The organism is Pseudarthrobacter sp. PH31-O2, from assembly GCF_030063265.1.
Lineage (GTDB): Bacteria > Actinomycetota > Actinomycetes > Actinomycetales > Micrococcaceae > Arthrobacter.
Genome location: NZ_JASIST010000012.1, coordinates 85066 through 99720, shown reverse-complemented (window position 1 = coordinate 99720; position 14655 = coordinate 85066). Strand labels below are relative to the sequence as shown.

The following is a 14655-nucleotide window of genomic DNA, read 5'->3' as shown; positions in this document are numbered from 1 at the left end:
CACACTATTGAGTTCTCAAACAACAGACACACCCGGCACCACCACAACCAAAACAGCCATGGATCGCTCCGGAGCAACTTTTCAAACTTACCCGAAACCGGAACCCTTTGCAAATCAGCAATCCTGCCATCCACAAACACTCCGGAAGGTCCCCACCCGCAACACGCACTCAAAAAAGCGCCATATTCACAGGCCGTTTATCAGGGGGTCGGTCGCAAACTCTCCGCAACAGCGGCGGCGACTCGAATTACTCTACACGCCACCAGACCACCACACAAATCCACCCCCCACACCACCCCCACACCCCCAAAAACCCCGCCACGGCGGGCAAACCAAGCCCCCTGCGGCCGAGTCCAGCACCCGCAGCCCGGAAATCCACCCCTGTGTACCGGGTCACACCACGCCGCAGCGCGCTCCACTTACACCAGGCACCCGTCGTCGAGCGCTTAAACGCAAGTAGGGCCGGCGCCAAGAGGCGCCGGCCCTACTTCAAGCTACTGGCAACAGCTGTGCTGAATTACCAGGAAGACTTCGTGATGCCCGGGAGCTCACCGCGGTGAGCCATGTCGCGGAAGCGAACACGGGAGATGCCGAACTTCTGGAAGGTACCGCGCGGGCGGCCATCGATGATGTCGCGGTTACGCAGACGCACCGGTGAAGCGTTGCGGGGCAGCTTCTGCAGGCCGAGGCGTGCAGCTTCGCGGGCCTCGTCGGTCGACGCGGGGTCAACCAGAGCCTTCTTCAGTTCGAGGCGCTTTGCAGCATAACGCTCGACGATGACTTTACGCTGTTCGTTCTTAGCGATCATTGACTTCTTAGCCATGTGTTTAGCGCTCCTCTCGGAATTCGACGTGCTTGCGGATGCGGGGATCGTACTTCTTCAGAACCATACGGTCCGGGTCGTTACGACGGTTCTTGCGCGTCACGTAGGTGTAACCCGTGCCCGCGGTCGACTTGAGCTTGATGATCGGACGTACGTCCTTGTCCTTAGCCACTAGAGCTTCACTCCTCGTGCCAGGATGGCGGCTACGACTACGTCGATGCCACGCACGTCGATGGTCTTGATGCCCTTTGCAGACAGCTGCAGAGTGACATTACGGCGCAGGGACGGAACCCAGTAGCGCTTCTTCTGGATGTTCGGGTCGAACCGGCGCTTGTTGCGACGGTGCGAGTGCGAAATGCTGTGTCCAAAGCCCGGCTCGGCTCCGGTCACCTGGCAATGTGCTGCCATGACGACTCTCCTCAAAAAATATATGAAACGGCTGCGGAGTTCCCGCGAAACCGTGCGGCAGGCAGCGTCCGCATCCAGCTCCCACAGGGTTTCGGTAGTTCCGCAGCGTTCAGGCAGAGGGCGTAAACCGACTGCTTTGCTCACTACGGCGAAAATTGTGGGCCACGGTCACCGGGCGGAGGAAACCTTGTGGGAAGCCACCGCGAAGTACCGGGATGCCGGGCGAATACAGGAGTGCACGCAACTTGAGCCCCTAACTACCGGCCCTCAGGACTGTCGATATTGCAGACAAATCCCGTCAACCGGAGCAATTGCACACGCTCCGCGCCACCTAGCGCCTACCAAGTCTACGAGCTTGATGAATTAAAGACCAATCCGCAGCTGGAGGTGTATAAGGGGGCGCCAGCCGGATCGGCGCGAAGTCACATCGGGACCCTAGGGCTTTCACAGCAGATTGATAGGCGACGGACGGACGGTGGAACCATGAACTCCTCACTCCAGGCCGCCGCGCCGGCCACGGCCCGCCGCACTCCAGTGGAGCGGTTCCGCGGCCAGTCACGGCGCCGGCTGCTCCGGGCGGACCTACTGACCGTGCTCGCGTGGGCTTCGGTGGCCGGGTCCATCGCGCTCTGGCTCGCCGACGGCGGGGCAGCGGGGTTCTCGACCCTGGCCGGCTCCTTCACGGCCATCGGAATTGTCGCCGGTCTGGCCGGCATGGACCTTGTGCTGCTGATGTTGCTGCTGGCGGCACGCACTCCCCTGATCGACGGCGCCGTGGGGCACGACCGGGCGCTGGAGTTCCACCGCAAACTCGGCAAACCCTCGCTGTATTTGCTGCTCGCACACGGAATCCTGATCGCCATCGGCTACGGGATGGCGGAAGGACTCAATCCGGTCAGTGAGCTTGTGTCCCTCTGGGTGCTGGTCCCGGACATGTGGCTCGCCATCGTCTCAAACGGACTGTTCATCGCCGTTGTGGTCACCTCGCTTGTGGCGGTCCGCCGCCGGTTCCCGTACGAATACTGGTACGCCATTCACCTGCTGACCTACGCGGCGGTGCTGACCGCAATCCCCCATCAGTTCAGCACCGGGGCTCTCTTCGCCGAGGGCACCTGGCAGCGCTGGTACTGGCTGGCCATGATTATCGCCACCGGCGCCGCCCTGGTCCACTACCGCGTGCTGGAGCCAATCGTGGCGACCGTCCGGCACCAACTGACGGTGAGCCGCGTGGTGACGGAGGGTCCCGGCGTCGTAAGTATCGAACTGAGCGGCCGCCATCTCGACGAACTGGCTGGCAGCGGCGGCCGGTTTTTCATTTGGCGGTTCCTCTCCCCGGGTGCGTGGTGGCACCCGCATCCCTTCAGCCTCTCCGCGGAACCCGTGCTGTTCGATGCCTCCGGCCGGGGCCGGTTGCGGATTACTGTCCGCAACCTCGGCCGGGGGTCCGCGCAGCTGGCACGATTGAAGTCCGGGACCAGGGTAGCCATCGAAGGACCGTACGGGCTCTTCAGTACAGCGGCCCGCAGCCGGAACCGCATTGTAATGATCGGGTCAGGCATTGGAATCACCCCTATCCGGGCACTGCTGGAGGGCACCCCCTTTGAACCGGGAAACGCCACAGTGATCCTCCGCGGTCACAACAAGGCGGGACTTTATCTCGGCGAGGAAATCCTGGAACTCTGCCGCCGCCGCGGTGCGACGTTGTTCCATCTCACCGGCCCCCGTTCCACCGGGAAGCAGGGCTGGCTGCCCGAGTCGTCCTTCCGGTCCGGACACCGGCTGGCCAGCTATGCCCCGGACATCGCCGACGCGGACGTGTACATTTGCGGCCCGTCCTCCTGGGCGCGCAGTGTCATCAGCGAAGCCCGCGCGGCAGGCGTCCGCGAACCCCAGCTCCACTACGAAAGGTTCGACTGGTGAGAATACGCGCAGCAGTTTCAGCAGCACTGGCTTCCGCCGGGATCCTCCTGGCCGGCTGGCAGTCAGGCGCCCACGTGGCAGATACGGGAAGCACCGCGGCAGCCACCTCGGCGCCTGCGCTGTCCGGGACCGGCACCAGCGGCGGGACCACCAACGATGCTTCCGGGTTCAGCCCCGCGGGCGGCTCAACCGGTTCCACCGGTTCCAACGCTTCCACCGGTGCCAGCGGTGCCAGCGGCTCGCCGGGTTCCTCGGGAAGCTCCGGAACCGCGGCACCGACGGCGGGGACCTTCGCCGGAAAAGCAGTCCAAACCCGCTACGGCAGCGTTCAGGTGCAGGTCACCGTCAAGGCCGGCGCGATCACCGATGTCACTGCCCTCCAGTTGACCGACGACGACCGCAGGTCGGTGCAGATCAGCAACCGGGCCGCGCCGCTGCTGCGTGCCGCGGTGCTCAAGGCCCAGTCGGCCCAGGTGCAGACCGTCAGCGGCGCAACCGTGACCAGTGACGCCTATTTGACGTCGCTTCAGGGAGCCCTCGATGCAGCGAACCTCTAAGCCTTCACCCGCCGGGAGCCCGGCGCAGGGCGCCACCGGCCCGGCACTGAGGAGTACGAACTTCCGGTCCATGGGGACTGTCATCAGCCTCGCCCTGCCGGCGAATGGTCCCGGGACGCCGGACAGCGCCACCGCGCTGGCAGGCGCCGCGGCCGCCGTCGAACGCGTTTTTACCGGTCTGGACGAGACGTTCAGCCTGTACCGCCCCGGCTCCGAAGCGAGCCGGCTGGCCCGCGGCGCACTCACACTCCGGGACACCTCGGCGGCCTTCCGCGCCCGCTTTGCGGACGCCGCCGGCTGGCGGCTGCTGACCGCCGGGTTTTTCACCGCCGAGCGGCCCGACGGTGTCCTCGACCTCTCCGGAATCATCAAGGGCTACGCCATCGACCAGGCTGGCGCCGCACTGGGAGCGGCCGGCCTCACGGATTGGTGCCTGAACGCCGGCGGCGACGTTCTGGTGAGCGGATCACCAGCGCCGGGTACCGGAATACCCTGGCAGGCCGGCGTCGTGGACCCGCAAAACCGCGGAATGCTGCTCTCGGGCTGTCCCCTGGGCAGCACCGGCCGTTTCTCCGCACTCGCGACATCCGGCACTGCGGAGCGCGGAAACCACATCTGGCGGGCCGGTGCCGGCCGCACCGGCTTCGGCGCCCTCGAATTCCGCCAGGTGTCGGTGGCGGCGCCGGACATTCTTACCGCCGACGTGCTGGCAACGGCGGTCGTCGCCGGCGGCAAGCAGATGCTGGACCGGGCGACGGACGGCTGGGATGTCGAGGTGCTGGCAGTCCTCGGCGGCGGGGAACTGCTCGCGACGCCCGGCTTCCGCGCCTAGAGGTGCGTGAGCTGGGGGTAGCGCGGTGCCAGTCCGTCACCCGAGGACCTGCCGGTGATCCGGCGCACCACCCACGGCCCGGCGAATTCCCGGACCCAGCGGGCATTGGCGCGGACCGCTTCGGCCGGGCTCAGCTCAGGAACCGGGGTCATCGGCGGGACCTCAATGGAGTGGTCGTGCTCCAGGACGCCGAGGAAGCGCTTGGCCATGTTCGCGTGGCCGGCGGGGGACATATGCATCCGGTCCGTCGCCCACATTCCCCAGTCGTAATACTCGCTGAAGCGCCAGTAATCCACCAGGAGGGCACCGTGGTCCCCGGCGATTCCGCGGACCAGTTCGTTGTAGATGGCGGTGCGGCCGCGGGTGGTGCCGAAGATCTTTGAGCCGCGGGAATCGAACCCGGTGAACATCACCACCGTCGCTCCGGTCGCCGTGAGCTTGCGGATACCGGCGTCGTAGTCGACCAGCAGGTTGTCGATATCGACCTTGGGCCGGAAGATGTCATTGGCGCCGGCGTAAATGCTCACAAGGGTGGGCTTGAGTGCCACGGCGGCGTCGATTTGTTCGGTCATGATCCCGCGGAGCTTCCGGCCACGGATGGCGAGGTTCGCGTACCCGAAGCCCGGATCTGCGGCGCCGAGCTGCTCGGCCACCCTGTCCGCCCAGCCCCGGACGCCGTTGGGACGGCCGGGGTCCTCGTCACCGACGCCCTCCGTGAAGGAGTCGCCAAGGGCTACGTAGCGGTGCGTAAGATCCATGGATCCAGTCTGCCAGCAGTTGCCCCAAGCAAACAAAGCCGGGATTACGCCGGCCGAAGAAGCCGTTATTCGCGGATCCGGACAGCCGATTCGCGCAGGTACTGCTCGACCCGGGTGTAAGCGTCGCGGGTCAAGGCTTTCCAGAGGGCGATCGCCAGGCGCGGGTCGGCGGATTCCAGCTCGGCGATCGCTTCCGCGCTGAGCACCATCACGGTCACCGGCCCGACCGCGCGGACAGTGGTTTCCTGCCGGTTGCCGCTGCCCAGCGCCAGTTCGCCGAAGGTCATGCCGGCGCTGAGGGTATTGAGTTTGACCCGCTCCGCCGTGGGCCCCGGAGACGTGCTGCTGACCCGTCCGGAAGTGATGAAGTAGACCCCGCCGAAGCGCAGCCCAACGCGGCGAATCACGTCACCGTCTTCGAAGGCTTTCGGCGTCATTAGGGCTTCCAGCGCCGCGGCGTCCGCCTCGTCCAGCGGGGCCAAAGCCGGCGATGCGGTGACCGGAACGTGGTCCGGCAGCAGCAGGTGGCTTCCGTGTCGCTCGAGCAGGCGGTTTTCGGAGTATTCGACGGCGGCGCTTCGGGTCGCGAAAGACGGCAACAGTTGCTGGTCCAATGGACCCAGAGCCTCGGCGAGGGAGCCGTCTGACTCGATCAGTACCAGTTCCCGGCCGGCGTCGGCCATCCCTTGCCGGATCCTGGCCAGCATCCGAACGGCGACCTCGCTGATCTGGTCGGTGCGGCGGACATCCAGAACCACCAGGTCCACCTCGTCCGGCAGGCTGCTGAGCTCCCGGGCTGTGGACTCAGTTCCGGCAAAAAGAAGGTCGCCGTTGACTTCGATCACACGCGCGCGGTGGCCGTGCTCCCGGAGGACGTCGGCAGCCTCGTCGTTTCGGCGGATGCCCGAGGGCGTTTCGGTCACGTCGTACGCGGCGAGGATGGCTGACCGGCCTGTTCGGGCCGCTCGGACAAAATGCAGTTCCATGTCCCGGGAGAGGCGCTGGGCGGTGGCCAGGCCCCGGACGCTGCTGCCATGCTCATCCAGCGGCGGCGAGTAGACCGCGAGACCCACCTGACCTGGAAGCACTGCGATGATCCCGCCGGCCACCCCGCTCTTTCCCGGCATCCCCACGCTGCTGATCCACGCGCCGGCGTCGTCGTACATGCCGGAGGTCATCATGACCGACAGCACGCGTTCCACCGGGCCGATCTCCAGCACCTGCTTTCCGCTGAGCGGGTTCCGGCCGCCGTTGGCGAGCGTGGCGGCCATGATCGAGAGATCGAAGCAGTTCACCAGGACGGAGCACTGGCGGAAATAGTCCTCCAGCACGGGCGCCGGGTCATCCTCAATAATGTTGAAGGAGCGCAACAGGTACGCAAGGGCCGTGTTCCGGTGGCCGTGCTTGAGCTCGGATTCGAAGACCTTTTCGCTGACCGAGAGCGGGCGGCCGGCGAAGGCGGAGTAGGTGCTCAGGATCCGCTTGAAACCGGATTGCCCGCCAGAGCCCCTGATCAGCGACGTGGCGGTGAGGGCGCCGGCATTGATCATGGCGTTGGCTGGCCGGCCCGTCCCCTCGGCGAGGGAGATCTCATTAAACGAGTCGCCAGAAGGCTCCACGTCCACTTTGGCGTCCACAGCCTCGTTGCCGAGGTCTTCCAGCGCCAGGCCGTAGGTGAAGGGCTTGGAGATGGACTGGATGGTGAATTCCTCGCGGGTGTCCCCAATTTCGTACACCGTGCCGTCCACTGTGGCGAGGGCAATGCCGAAGTTGTCCGGGTCCACGTTGGCCATGGCGGGAATGGTGCTGTAGGGCTTGCCGTCCTTGAGCAGCGCGATCTCGGCGTGGATCTGGCGTAAGTAGCTGTCGACAGGCGATTCCATAAGGCCAACTTTAGGTGTTGCGGGGGTCCCCGGCTTGCTTCCCCTCACGCAGGATCCAGTGGTGCCGGTCCAGGCCGCCGACGATCTTCTCGCCGATCCGTGCGAGGTCGGCAACGTCTTCCTCGGTCAGGGCGTCCAGGAACAGCGAACGGACGGCTTGGACATGCGCCGGAGCGAGCTCTTGGATGGTACCCATTCCTGCCTCAGTGAGATGCGCAGTCGTCACCCGGGCGTCACCGGGGTGTGGACGGCGCTCCACCCAGCCACGGCTTTGCAGTTTGGTGACCACATGCGAGAGCCGCGACAGTGATGCGCTGGTGCGCGCGGCGAGTTCACTCATGGGAAGAAACCGGCCGTCAGCCTCGGAGAGCATCGCGAGGACGTGGTAGTCAAAGAGGGAAATCTTGCGCGCGTGGTGAAGCTGCGTGTCCAAGGCTGCCGGAAGCAGTGTGTTGATGCTCACTTGGGCCAGCCAGGCCCGTCGTTCGTCGGCATTCAGCCAGCGCGGTTCAGTCATGGATACAGTGTAGGAGCAAGGAAGCTTGACGGTTCAACTTCGTAGGATTCCGGGCCGGCAGGATCACGCTTCGGCGCGCACACGAGACGGTAGGCTGACGCTATGTATGTAGTCTCGCTGACCTATAAGGTCCCCGAAGAGATCGTTGACTTCCATCTTCCGGCGCACGTTATGTGGCTGCAGGATGCCTTCGACGAGGGCATTTTCCTGGTCGCGGGGCGGAAGATTCCGCGCACGGGCGCCCTGTTGCTCTCCACTGCGGACCGCGGCGCCCTCGATGCCTCGCTGGCGAGGGACCCGTTCTACGTCAACGGAGTCGCTGAATTCGACGTCGAGGAGTTCCACGCCAGCCGGGTGGCGCCGGGCTACGAGAACCTGCTGGACAGCTGACACCCGCGGCCCGGCCCAGGACGGTCGTTCAGCCCCCGGGGATCTTGGCGGTCAGCTTTTTCAGGCCGGCCTTTGGCGGGACCCTCACCGGCGCAGGCCAGCGCGGCCTGAGTTCATCGCCGAGCGTGACTCCCCGCAGTTTGCGCCTGAACAGCGGCAGGACCCAGTCATGGACCCAGCGGCGCTGGCGGCGTTCCCAGTCCCGGAGACCGAGCTTCGCCGGCGGAGCCCACTCCTTGGGCTTGACCTGGTGCGGAACTCCAAGGTGGTCCAGGACCTGGCCGGCGAGGTACTTGTGGCCCGCCTTGGACATGTGCAGCCGGTCTGAATCCCACATCCGCGGATCGTAAAACGCCTCAAAGCACCAGTAATCGACCAAAACGGCCTCGTATCGCGCCGCCACCTCGCGGACCCGCTGGTTATAGACCGCGTTGCGCCTCTTGAACGGTTCCAGCAGGGCCGAGACGCGAACATCGAAACCGGTGAACAGCACCACAGTGGCCCCGCTGGCTGCCAGTTTGGCGACCAGGAACTCGTAGTCCTTCATCAGTGCGTTGATATCCGTTCCGATATCCAGGACGTCGTTCCCGCCGCCGTACAAGCTAATCAGCGTCGGTTCCATGCCAAGCGCGGCGTCCAGCTGCTCCGTGATGATGTGCCGCAGCCTTTTGCTGCGGATGGCAAGGTTGGCGTACTCCCACCCCGGATCCGCCCTGGCCAGCTGCTCCGCCACCCGGTCCGCCCAGCCGCGAACCCCGTTGGGCAGCCGGGGGTTATAGTCCCCTACCCCCTCGGTGAAGGAATCCCCCAGGGCAACATATACCCGCCGCCCACCGGCGTCGGGGGATAGAAGGTTTTCGGCCATGGCGCCACGGTAGCCAACCCAACGGGCCGGCAGGGGACAACAAGGTAAACGGCAGGGGCTCTCCGGATTAGAGCTCGGCCTTGCCCTGCCGCCAGTACCCCATAAACGACACCTGCTTCCGGTCGATCCCAACATCCCGCACCAGGTACCGGCGCAGCTCCTTGACTGTCCCGGCTTCACCGGCGATCCAGGCATAGAACGGCATCGCCCCCGCGGGCTTGGCCGGGTTCCTGCTGGCGCTGATCGCCGCGGCATCCATCCGTGCGGGCGTTTCCCACAGAATGTCCCGGTCCACGTTGACATCCTCGGGCTCGGGGCCGGCAGCAGGCTCACGGGAGGACTCAAGCCAGACCCAGCCGGGGAGGGTGACGGCGGCCCGGACCGCCTCCTGCAGCAATTCGCCGCGCGGACGCGAGCGGCCGATCGCCGCCCCGCGCGCAAGCCAGGTGATCTCGACGTCGGCGGCTGTCGTGATGACCTGGAAGTCCCCGGCCTCCGGAACCTCGAGAATCGCGTGCCCGCTAACGTCCGGCGGCAGGCTCTCCAGAATGGCGCTGATGGCAGGCACTGCCGTCTCGTCTCCTGCCAGCAGGACCCGCTGGGCCAGGCCCGGCCGCCATTCGATCCCGGAGTACGTTTCCGCGGTGACGCAGTGCGCAGCCCGGTTGTTTGGTCCGATCACGGTCAGGGTGTCCCCCGGCTTGGCGTTCAGCGCCCAGTTGGCCGCCGGTCCTCCGTGCCCGGCGTCGTCAAAGTGCAGGACAAAGTCGACGTCGATTTCCGGATAGACGGCATCCAAGCATTCTTTCCGGACGGTGTAGGTGCGCATGGAGCCGCGGGTCGCAGGATCCATGGCCAGCCACGCGCGGTACCAGCCGGCCTGCTCCATCCGGAACTCCGGCAGCGGCAACGCGGTGCCATCCGCGTCAAACGACGGAATCATAAGTTTGACGCGCAGGTCCAGTGTGCTGCCATGGACGCCAAAGTCCCGCAGCGAATAGCCGCCCAACGTGACCCGCCGGAAGTTGGGCCCGAGTTGCTGGACCGCCGTGACCTGGACTTCGAAGGCAAGGGCTATGGGTTCGGTGGCGCGTGGGGTCTTGAGGCCGGCCCGGTTGCGGGCCGGGGTGGGGTTCATTGCAGTCACGGGACCAGCTCCGGGGTTGTAGTGTGCGGGAAACTGGCATGGTGGCGGCCCAGCGGGATGATCAGGGGAGCGCCGGACACCGGGTCCGGGAGCACCCTGGACGCCAGGCCGAACACCTCGCGCACCAGTTCCTCGGTGACCACCGCCCGGGCGGCGCCTTCGGCCACGATCCGTCCGTCCTTCATGGCGATGATGTGGTCCGCGTACCGTGCGGCGAGGTTGAGGTCGTGCAGCACGATCGCCACGGTTGTTCCGCGCCGGCGGTTGAGGTCCGTGATGAGGTCCAGGACCTCCAGCTGGTGGGTGAGGTCCAGGTACGTGGTGGGCTCATCCAGCAAGAGCACTTCGGTTTCCTGGGCCAGGGCCATCGCGATCCACACCCGCTGCCGCTGCCCGCCGGAAAGTTCGTCCACGTTGCGCCCGGCGAGTTCCAGCGTTTCAGTGGCGGCCATCGCCTGTTGCACGGCGCGCTCGTCATCCACCGAGCCCGCGGTCGCCCCGGACCGGAAGAATCCCTGGTGCGGATAGCGGCCGCGGCCCACGAGGTCCCGGACGGTGATGCCCGCCGGTGCTGTCGGGTGCTGTGGAAGCAGCCCCAAGGTGCGCGCCACCTCGCGGGCGCGGCGGCGGTGGATGTCCCGCCCGTCCAGGGTGACCGCTCCGGCCGCGGGTTTGAGCAGCCGGGCCAGGCCGCGGAGCAGGGTGGATTTTCCGCAGGCGTTGGCGCCGACAATCATGGTCACCCTGCCCTCGGGGATTTCCGTGCTGAGTCCCTCGATCACGGTCCGATGATCGTATTTCAGCGTCAGGCCGGAGGTCTGAAGAGTTGCCATCTCAGGCATCCTTTCGGTTGGAGGTGACAAGCAGCCAGAGCAGGAACGGGGCACCCAGGGCACCGGTCACCACCCCGACGGGCAGGACGGTGCCGCCCAGCAGCAGCGGTGCCATGTTGGTGGCGAAGTAGTCAGCGGCCAGGACGATCACCACACCGGTCAGGGCCGAGGCCGGCAGGCTCGCCGCGCGGACGAACCGGCGCGAGATTGGTCCGGCGAGGAAGGCGACGAACGCCACCGGCCCGGCGGCTGCAGTGGCCGCTGCCGCGAGTGCGACGGCGACCACTACAACCGCCAGCCGGACCGCCCCCACCCGGACACCGAGGCCGGCGGCGGAATCCTCGCCCAGTTCGAGGATGCGCAGCGGACCGGCGAGGAACCCGACGCCAGGAACCAGGACGATCAGTGCGAGGCCGAGGACTCCGGCCCGGTCCCAGTTCGCGGAGTTGAGGGAGCCGTTGAGCCAAATCAGGACGTCGGCGGCGGTGCGGATGTCCGCTCTGGTCATGAGGAAACTGACCATGGCGTGAAGGGCTGCGGCGATACCCGCTCCCGCCAGGATCAGCCGGCCCCCCGCGGCGTCCCCCCGGCGTCCGCCGGAACCGAAGGATCCGCTGCGGGAGATGGCGTAGATAAGGACGGCCACACCCAGCGCCCCGGCGAATGCGGCGCCCGAGACGGCGGCACCGGATGCGCCGAAGACCACAATGGCCGCCACAGCCGCGGCGCTGGCTCCGTAGCTGATGCCAATAACGTCAGGGCTGGCCAGGGGATTGCGGAGCATGGTCTGGAACAGCGCGCCGGAGAGTCCGAAGGCCGCGCCGACCAGCGTCCCCACAACGGCCCGCGGCAGCTTGTGCTCCATCACGATGAAACTGGCGCCGGGGATCTTCTCGCCGCCAATGAGGTGCGCGCCCAGGATCCTGACGAAGTCGGGGATGGTGACGGTGTAGCTGCCAAGCAGCACGTTGGCTGCGAAGAGCACCGCGACGGCCAAGGCCAGGCCGGTGGTCCGGCCGGGCACACTCCCGCGAGTTGGCAGATATGGCCAATGTTTGTGCGGATCATTGCCGCGAAGTGCCAACTCGGCGGCGGATCCCCTCATAGTCCCGCCCCCTTGCCGCGTCTTACCAGCCAGACGAACACCGGCGCGCCGACGAGCGCGGTCATGATCCCTGCGGGGACTTCGCCCGGAAGCAGGATCACGCGGCCGATCACGTCGGCGACCAGCAGCAGCGCCGGGGCCAGGACCAGGGAAAAGGGCAGGATCCAACGGTAGTCGGGACCGGTGAGGAAGCGGACAGCGTGCGGAATGACAAGACCCACGAAGCCAATCGGGCCGGCCAGTGCCGTGGCAGCGCCGCAGAGCAGGACGATGCCGAGGGCCGTGATGCCGCGGGTCAGCCCAACACGCTGGCCCAGGCCGCGGGCGAGGTCGTCGCCGAGGGCCAGATTGTTGAGGATCCGGCCCGCGCAGAGCACAATCGCGGCACCCAGCAGCAGGAACGGCAGGGCCGGGAGGATAAGGGACCACTCGCGCCCGGCGATCCCGCCAACCTGCCAGAACCTGAAGCGGTCCAGGGTGTCCCGGCTGGAGACCAGGATGACGTTCATGAGCGAGAAAAGTCCCGCGCTCAGGGCCGCGCCGGCAAGGGCGAGCTTCACCGGCGTCGCGCCGCCCCTGCCGAGTGCGGCGATCAGATAGACCACGACGGCGGCACCCGCCGCGCCAAGGAACGCGAACCAGATATATCCAGCCAGAGAGGAGACACCGAAGACGTAGATTCCCGTGACGACGGCCACCGCAGCGCCGGCATTGATGCCGAGGATCCCCGGGTCCGCCAGCGGGTTGCGGGCCACTCCCTGCATTGCCGCCCCGGCGAGTCCGAGGGCGCTGCCGGCCAGCAACCCGAGTGCGGTCCGCGGAACCCGGGCGAGCACCACTGCGTGGTCACCGCTGGCCGGATCGAATTGGGTCATTGCCTGCCAGACGGTCTCAAGGGTCAGGCCGCGGGCCCCGATGCCGAGCGACGCCGCGGCCACGAGCACCAGCACGCCGACGGCGGCCAGCAACCAGAGCGCCTGCGGGCCCCGGACGGTCCGGTCCGGAGCCGTAAGTATCTCCGGGGCGGGCCGGGCGGCGGTGCTGGCCGCCGTCGTCGTAAGTGGGCTCATGGGACGCTGCCTACTTCACCGGGGCAGCGGCTTTGCCGGCTGCCGTCGCCAGCTGCGGCAGGAAGGTGTCGAGGGCCCAGGGCAGGCTCAGCGGAGATGACGCGGAGATGGACAGCGTTAGCGTGTTATCCGAGTCCGCGACCAGGGCACCGCTCTTGATGGCCGGGATCTGGCCGAGCAACGGGTCAGTTTTGATCGATTCGGCGGTTTGCGCGTCCGGGACCCAGGTCACAAAAAGGTCGGACGTGAGTTCGTTGGCTTTCTCCGCGGACCACGGGATGAAGAACTCCTTGGAACCCTGGGTATTGTCCGCCACCACGGGGGCCAGCTTCATGCCGATCTCGCTGAGGAATCGGGGGCGGTTGTCGTTGGCGGTGTAGACGTTGACGCCGTCGCCCTTGGCCGGCTCCAGGTTGCCGTAGATGAAGCTCTTGCCGGCCAGCTGCGGGTATTGGGCGGCCTTGGCCTGGATGGTGGCCTCGGTGTCGGCGATGAGCTCAGCGGCTTCCGCCTCCTTGCCGAGCGCCTTGCCGATGATGGCCGTGGAATCCTGCCACGAGGTGCCGTAAGCGACCTCCGGCTGGGCCACGACGGGCGCGATCTCGCTGAGCTTCTTGTAGTCCTCCGCGGTCAGGCCCGAGTAGGCGCCGAGGATAACGTCCGGGTTGAGCTTGGCGATCTCGGTGAAGTTGATGCCGTCCGCCTCGGAGTACTGCGCGGGAGCCTTCGCCGAGCCGAACCCGGCGCCGAGCTTGTTCAGCGCCGCGTCCTTCCACGGCGTGGACCCCTGGGCGTTGCCGCCCCATTCGTTCTTGGGCACTCCTGCCGGGACTACGCCGAGGGCCAGGGCGACGTCGTCGTTGACCCAGGAAACCGTGACGACGCGCTGCGGCTGTTCCTTGATGGTGGTCTCGCCGAAGGCGTGCTTGATGGTCAACGGGAAAGCGGCGCCGGCCGACTGTGCGGGGGCCTCCGCTGTTGTGGCGGCTGGTCCGGTGGAGCACCCGGTCAGGACCAAGCCGACGGCGGCCAGGAGCACGGCTGTCGCGCGGAGGGGGCGGCCGATGGTACGGCTGATGGTAGCCGGGAAGACTGCGAAAGCCACGGAACTCCTTAGGTAAGTGAAGTGAACCTAAGTAAGGCTAGCCTATCTTTGAATTAATTACGCAAGGTTTGCATAACTTAATTACCCTGATGTGGGTTCCGGCTGGAGCGGGGCTCGAAAACTGGACAGGAATCCGGGTGTTTGCGAGGATGGGCCGCACGGGTGAATCGGCACCGGTGCCAAAACTATTGGCTGCGATCTATCAGGGAAGTGAGCATGGGCATCCACATGATGACTGTTGCCACGGTTGGCGGGGTGGCCGCTCTGGCCTGCTACGCGCCCGCACAGTCGCCAGCCCTTCCCCGACAATCGGGTACCGCTGCGGTCTGATACCGCGGCAGCCCCGGTTCAAACCGGAGTCGCAGGCTGGCAAACGCCTGCCTGCCTTCCGTCCCGGCGCACCTTGGCCGGACCGGACCACCCGACTCCGAAAGTTTCCAAC

The 14655-nt window shown here is 66.4% G+C and carries 16 protein-coding genes; 4 read left to right on the top strand and 12 right to left on the bottom strand.

From position 1 onward, the window contains the following. Nucleotides 1-517: 517 nt before the first annotated feature. From rpsN to rpmB, 3 genes are read right to left on the bottom strand one after another with little or no spacing between them, the layout of a single operon-like run. Nucleotides 518-823, bottom strand: a complete 306-nt coding sequence (rpsN, locus tag QMG72_RS16270; RefSeq protein WP_011693742.1) for a 30S ribosomal protein S14 — start codon at nt 821-823, stop codon at nt 518-520. A 4-nt stretch (nt 824-827) separates the two neighbouring features. Further along, a complete protein-coding gene (gene rpmG, locus QMG72_RS16265; RefSeq protein WP_011693743.1) occupies nt 828-995 on the bottom strand; it encodes a 50S ribosomal protein L33 in 168 nt (55 codons plus the stop codon). Then, the gene (gene rpmB, locus QMG72_RS16260; protein WP_056342125.1) at nt 995-1231 is read right to left on the bottom strand and encodes a 50S ribosomal protein L28; all 237 of its coding nucleotides are present in this window, start codon (nt 1229-1231) and stop codon (nt 995-997) included. The genes rpmG and rpmB overlap by 1 nt, the downstream gene beginning before the upstream one ends. A 483-nt stretch (nt 1232-1714) precedes the next feature. Here rpmB and QMG72_RS16255 point away from each other — a divergent pair, with 483 nt between their 5' ends. The 3 genes from QMG72_RS16255 to QMG72_RS16245 all read left to right on the top strand — a co-directional run bounded on the left by QMG72_RS16255 (nt 1715) and on the right by QMG72_RS16245 (nt 4540). Beyond that, nucleotides 1715-3151, top strand: a complete 1437-nt coding sequence (locus QMG72_RS16255) for a ferredoxin reductase family protein (RefSeq protein WP_283481085.1) — start codon at nt 1715-1717, stop codon at nt 3149-3151. Then, nucleotides 3148-3708 carry an FMN-binding protein gene (locus QMG72_RS16250; RefSeq protein ID WP_282360836.1) on the top strand — a complete coding sequence of 187 codons (561 nt, stop codon included), beginning with the start codon at nt 3148-3150 and terminating at the stop codon, nt 3706-3708. The genes QMG72_RS16255 and QMG72_RS16250 overlap by 4 nt, the downstream gene beginning before the upstream one ends. A gap of 70 nt (nt 3709-3778) precedes the next feature. Next, the gene (locus QMG72_RS16245; protein ID WP_283481083.1) at nt 3779-4540 is read left to right on the top strand and encodes an FAD:protein FMN transferase; all 762 of its coding nucleotides are present in this window, start codon (nt 3779-3781) and stop codon (nt 4538-4540) included. Here QMG72_RS16245 and QMG72_RS16240 read toward each other — a convergent pair. The 3 genes from QMG72_RS16240 to QMG72_RS16230 all read right to left on the bottom strand — a co-directional run bounded on the left by QMG72_RS16240 (nt 4537) and on the right by QMG72_RS16230 (nt 7698). After that, the gene (locus tag QMG72_RS16240; protein WP_226774134.1) at nt 4537-5298 is read right to left on the bottom strand and encodes an SGNH/GDSL hydrolase family protein; all 762 of its coding nucleotides are present in this window, start codon (nt 5296-5298) and stop codon (nt 4537-4539) included. The genes QMG72_RS16245 and QMG72_RS16240 overlap by 4 nt on opposite strands. 65 nt (nt 5299-5363) lie before the next feature. After that, nucleotides 5364-7181, bottom strand: a complete 1818-nt coding sequence (gene glsA / locus QMG72_RS16235) for a glutaminase A (protein WP_283481081.1) — start codon at nt 7179-7181, stop codon at nt 5364-5366. Between the two features lie 10 nt (nt 7182-7191). Next, entirely contained in the window at nt 7192-7698 is a 507-nt protein-coding gene (locus QMG72_RS16230; protein WP_226774136.1) for a MarR family winged helix-turn-helix transcriptional regulator, read from the bottom strand. Between the two features lie 102 nt (nt 7699-7800). Between QMG72_RS16230 and QMG72_RS16225 the strand changes: the two genes are divergently transcribed. Then, nucleotides 7801-8088, top strand: a complete 288-nt coding sequence (locus QMG72_RS16225) for a YciI family protein (protein WP_283481079.1) — start codon at nt 7801-7803, stop codon at nt 8086-8088. Nucleotides 8089-8116: 28 nt separating this feature from the next. On the opposite strand, the gene QMG72_RS16220 is transcribed toward QMG72_RS16225, so the two are convergent. The 6 genes from QMG72_RS16220 to QMG72_RS16195 all read right to left on the bottom strand — a co-directional run bounded on the left by QMG72_RS16220 (nt 8117) and on the right by QMG72_RS16195 (nt 14213). After that, nucleotides 8117-8953: an SGNH/GDSL hydrolase family protein gene (locus tag QMG72_RS16220; protein ID WP_282360832.1), complete on the bottom strand. Its 837-nt coding sequence runs from the start codon at nt 8951-8953 to the stop codon at nt 8117-8119. A 67-nt stretch (nt 8954-9020) separates the two neighbouring features. Next, the gene (locus tag QMG72_RS16215) at nt 9021-10091 is read right to left on the bottom strand and encodes a siderophore-interacting protein (protein ID WP_283481100.1); all 1071 of its coding nucleotides are present in this window, start codon (nt 10089-10091) and stop codon (nt 9021-9023) included. Nucleotides 10092-10096: 5 nt separating this feature from the next. After that, nucleotides 10097-10933 (bottom strand): ABC transporter ATP-binding protein, encoded by an 837-nt coding sequence (locus tag QMG72_RS16210; RefSeq protein WP_283481078.1) that lies wholly within the window; start codon nt 10931-10933, stop codon nt 10097-10099. 1 nt (nt 10934) lies between these two features. Beyond that, complete coding sequence (locus tag QMG72_RS16205) at nt 10935-12038, bottom strand: FecCD family ABC transporter permease (RefSeq protein WP_283481075.1); 1104 nt, start codon at nt 12036-12038, stop codon at nt 10935-10937. Beyond that, nucleotides 12035-13108, bottom strand: coding sequence for a FecCD family ABC transporter permease (locus QMG72_RS16200; protein ID WP_283481073.1), 1074 nt, complete (start codon nt 13106-13108; stop codon nt 12035-12037). Before QMG72_RS16200 ends, QMG72_RS16205 begins: the two co-directional genes overlap by 4 nt. 10 nt (nt 13109-13118) lie before the next feature. Beyond that, on the bottom strand, nt 13119-14213 hold the full coding sequence (locus tag QMG72_RS16195) for an iron-siderophore ABC transporter substrate-binding protein (protein WP_502934669.1): 1095 nt from the start codon (nt 14211-14213) through the stop codon (nt 13119-13121). Between the last annotated feature and the right edge of the window lie 442 nt (nt 14214-14655).

Bases quoted from the DNA above. Each gene is read 5' to 3' on its own strand.
- rpsN (WP_011693742.1), bottom strand. From the start codon at position 823: ATGGCTAAGAAGTCAATGATCGCTAAGAACGAACAGCGTAAAGTCATC.
- rpmB (WP_056342125.1), bottom strand. From the start codon at position 1,231: ATGGCAGCACATTGCCAGGTGACCGGAGCCGAGCCGGGCTTTGGACAC.
- QMG72_RS16255 (WP_283481085.1), top strand. From the start codon at position 1,715: ATGAACTCCTCACTCCAGGCCGCCGCGCCGGCCACGGCCCGCCGCACT.
- QMG72_RS16245 (WP_283481083.1), top strand. From the start codon at position 3,779: ATGGGGACTGTCATCAGCCTCGCCCTGCCGGCGAATGGTCCCGGGACG.
- QMG72_RS16240 (WP_226774134.1), bottom strand. From the start codon at position 5,298: ATGGATCTTACGCACCGCTACGTAGCCCTTGGCGACTCCTTCACGGAG.
- glsA (WP_283481081.1), bottom strand. From the start codon at position 7,181: ATGGAATCGCCTGTCGACAGCTACTTACGCCAGATCCACGCCGAGATC.
- QMG72_RS16230 (WP_226774136.1), bottom strand. From the start codon at position 7,698: ATGACTGAACCGCGCTGGCTGAATGCCGACGAACGACGGGCCTGGCTG.
- QMG72_RS16225 (WP_283481079.1), top strand. From the start codon at position 7,801: ATGTATGTAGTCTCGCTGACCTATAAGGTCCCCGAAGAGATCGTTGAC.
- QMG72_RS16220 (WP_282360832.1), bottom strand. From the start codon at position 8,953: ATGGCCGAAAACCTTCTATCCCCCGACGCCGGTGGGCGGCGGGTATAT.
- QMG72_RS16215 (WP_283481100.1), bottom strand. From the start codon at position 10,091: ATGAACCCCACCCCGGCCCGCAACCGGGCCGGCCTCAAGACCCCACGC.
- QMG72_RS16210 (WP_283481078.1), bottom strand. From the start codon at position 10,933: ATGGCAACTCTTCAGACCTCCGGCCTGACGCTGAAATACGATCATCGG.
- QMG72_RS16205 (WP_283481075.1), bottom strand. From the start codon at position 12,038: ATGAGGGGATCCGCCGCCGAGTTGGCACTTCGCGGCAATGATCCGCAC.
- QMG72_RS16200 (WP_283481073.1), bottom strand. From the start codon at position 13,108: ATGAGCCCACTTACGACGACGGCGGCCAGCACCGCCGCCCGGCCCGCC.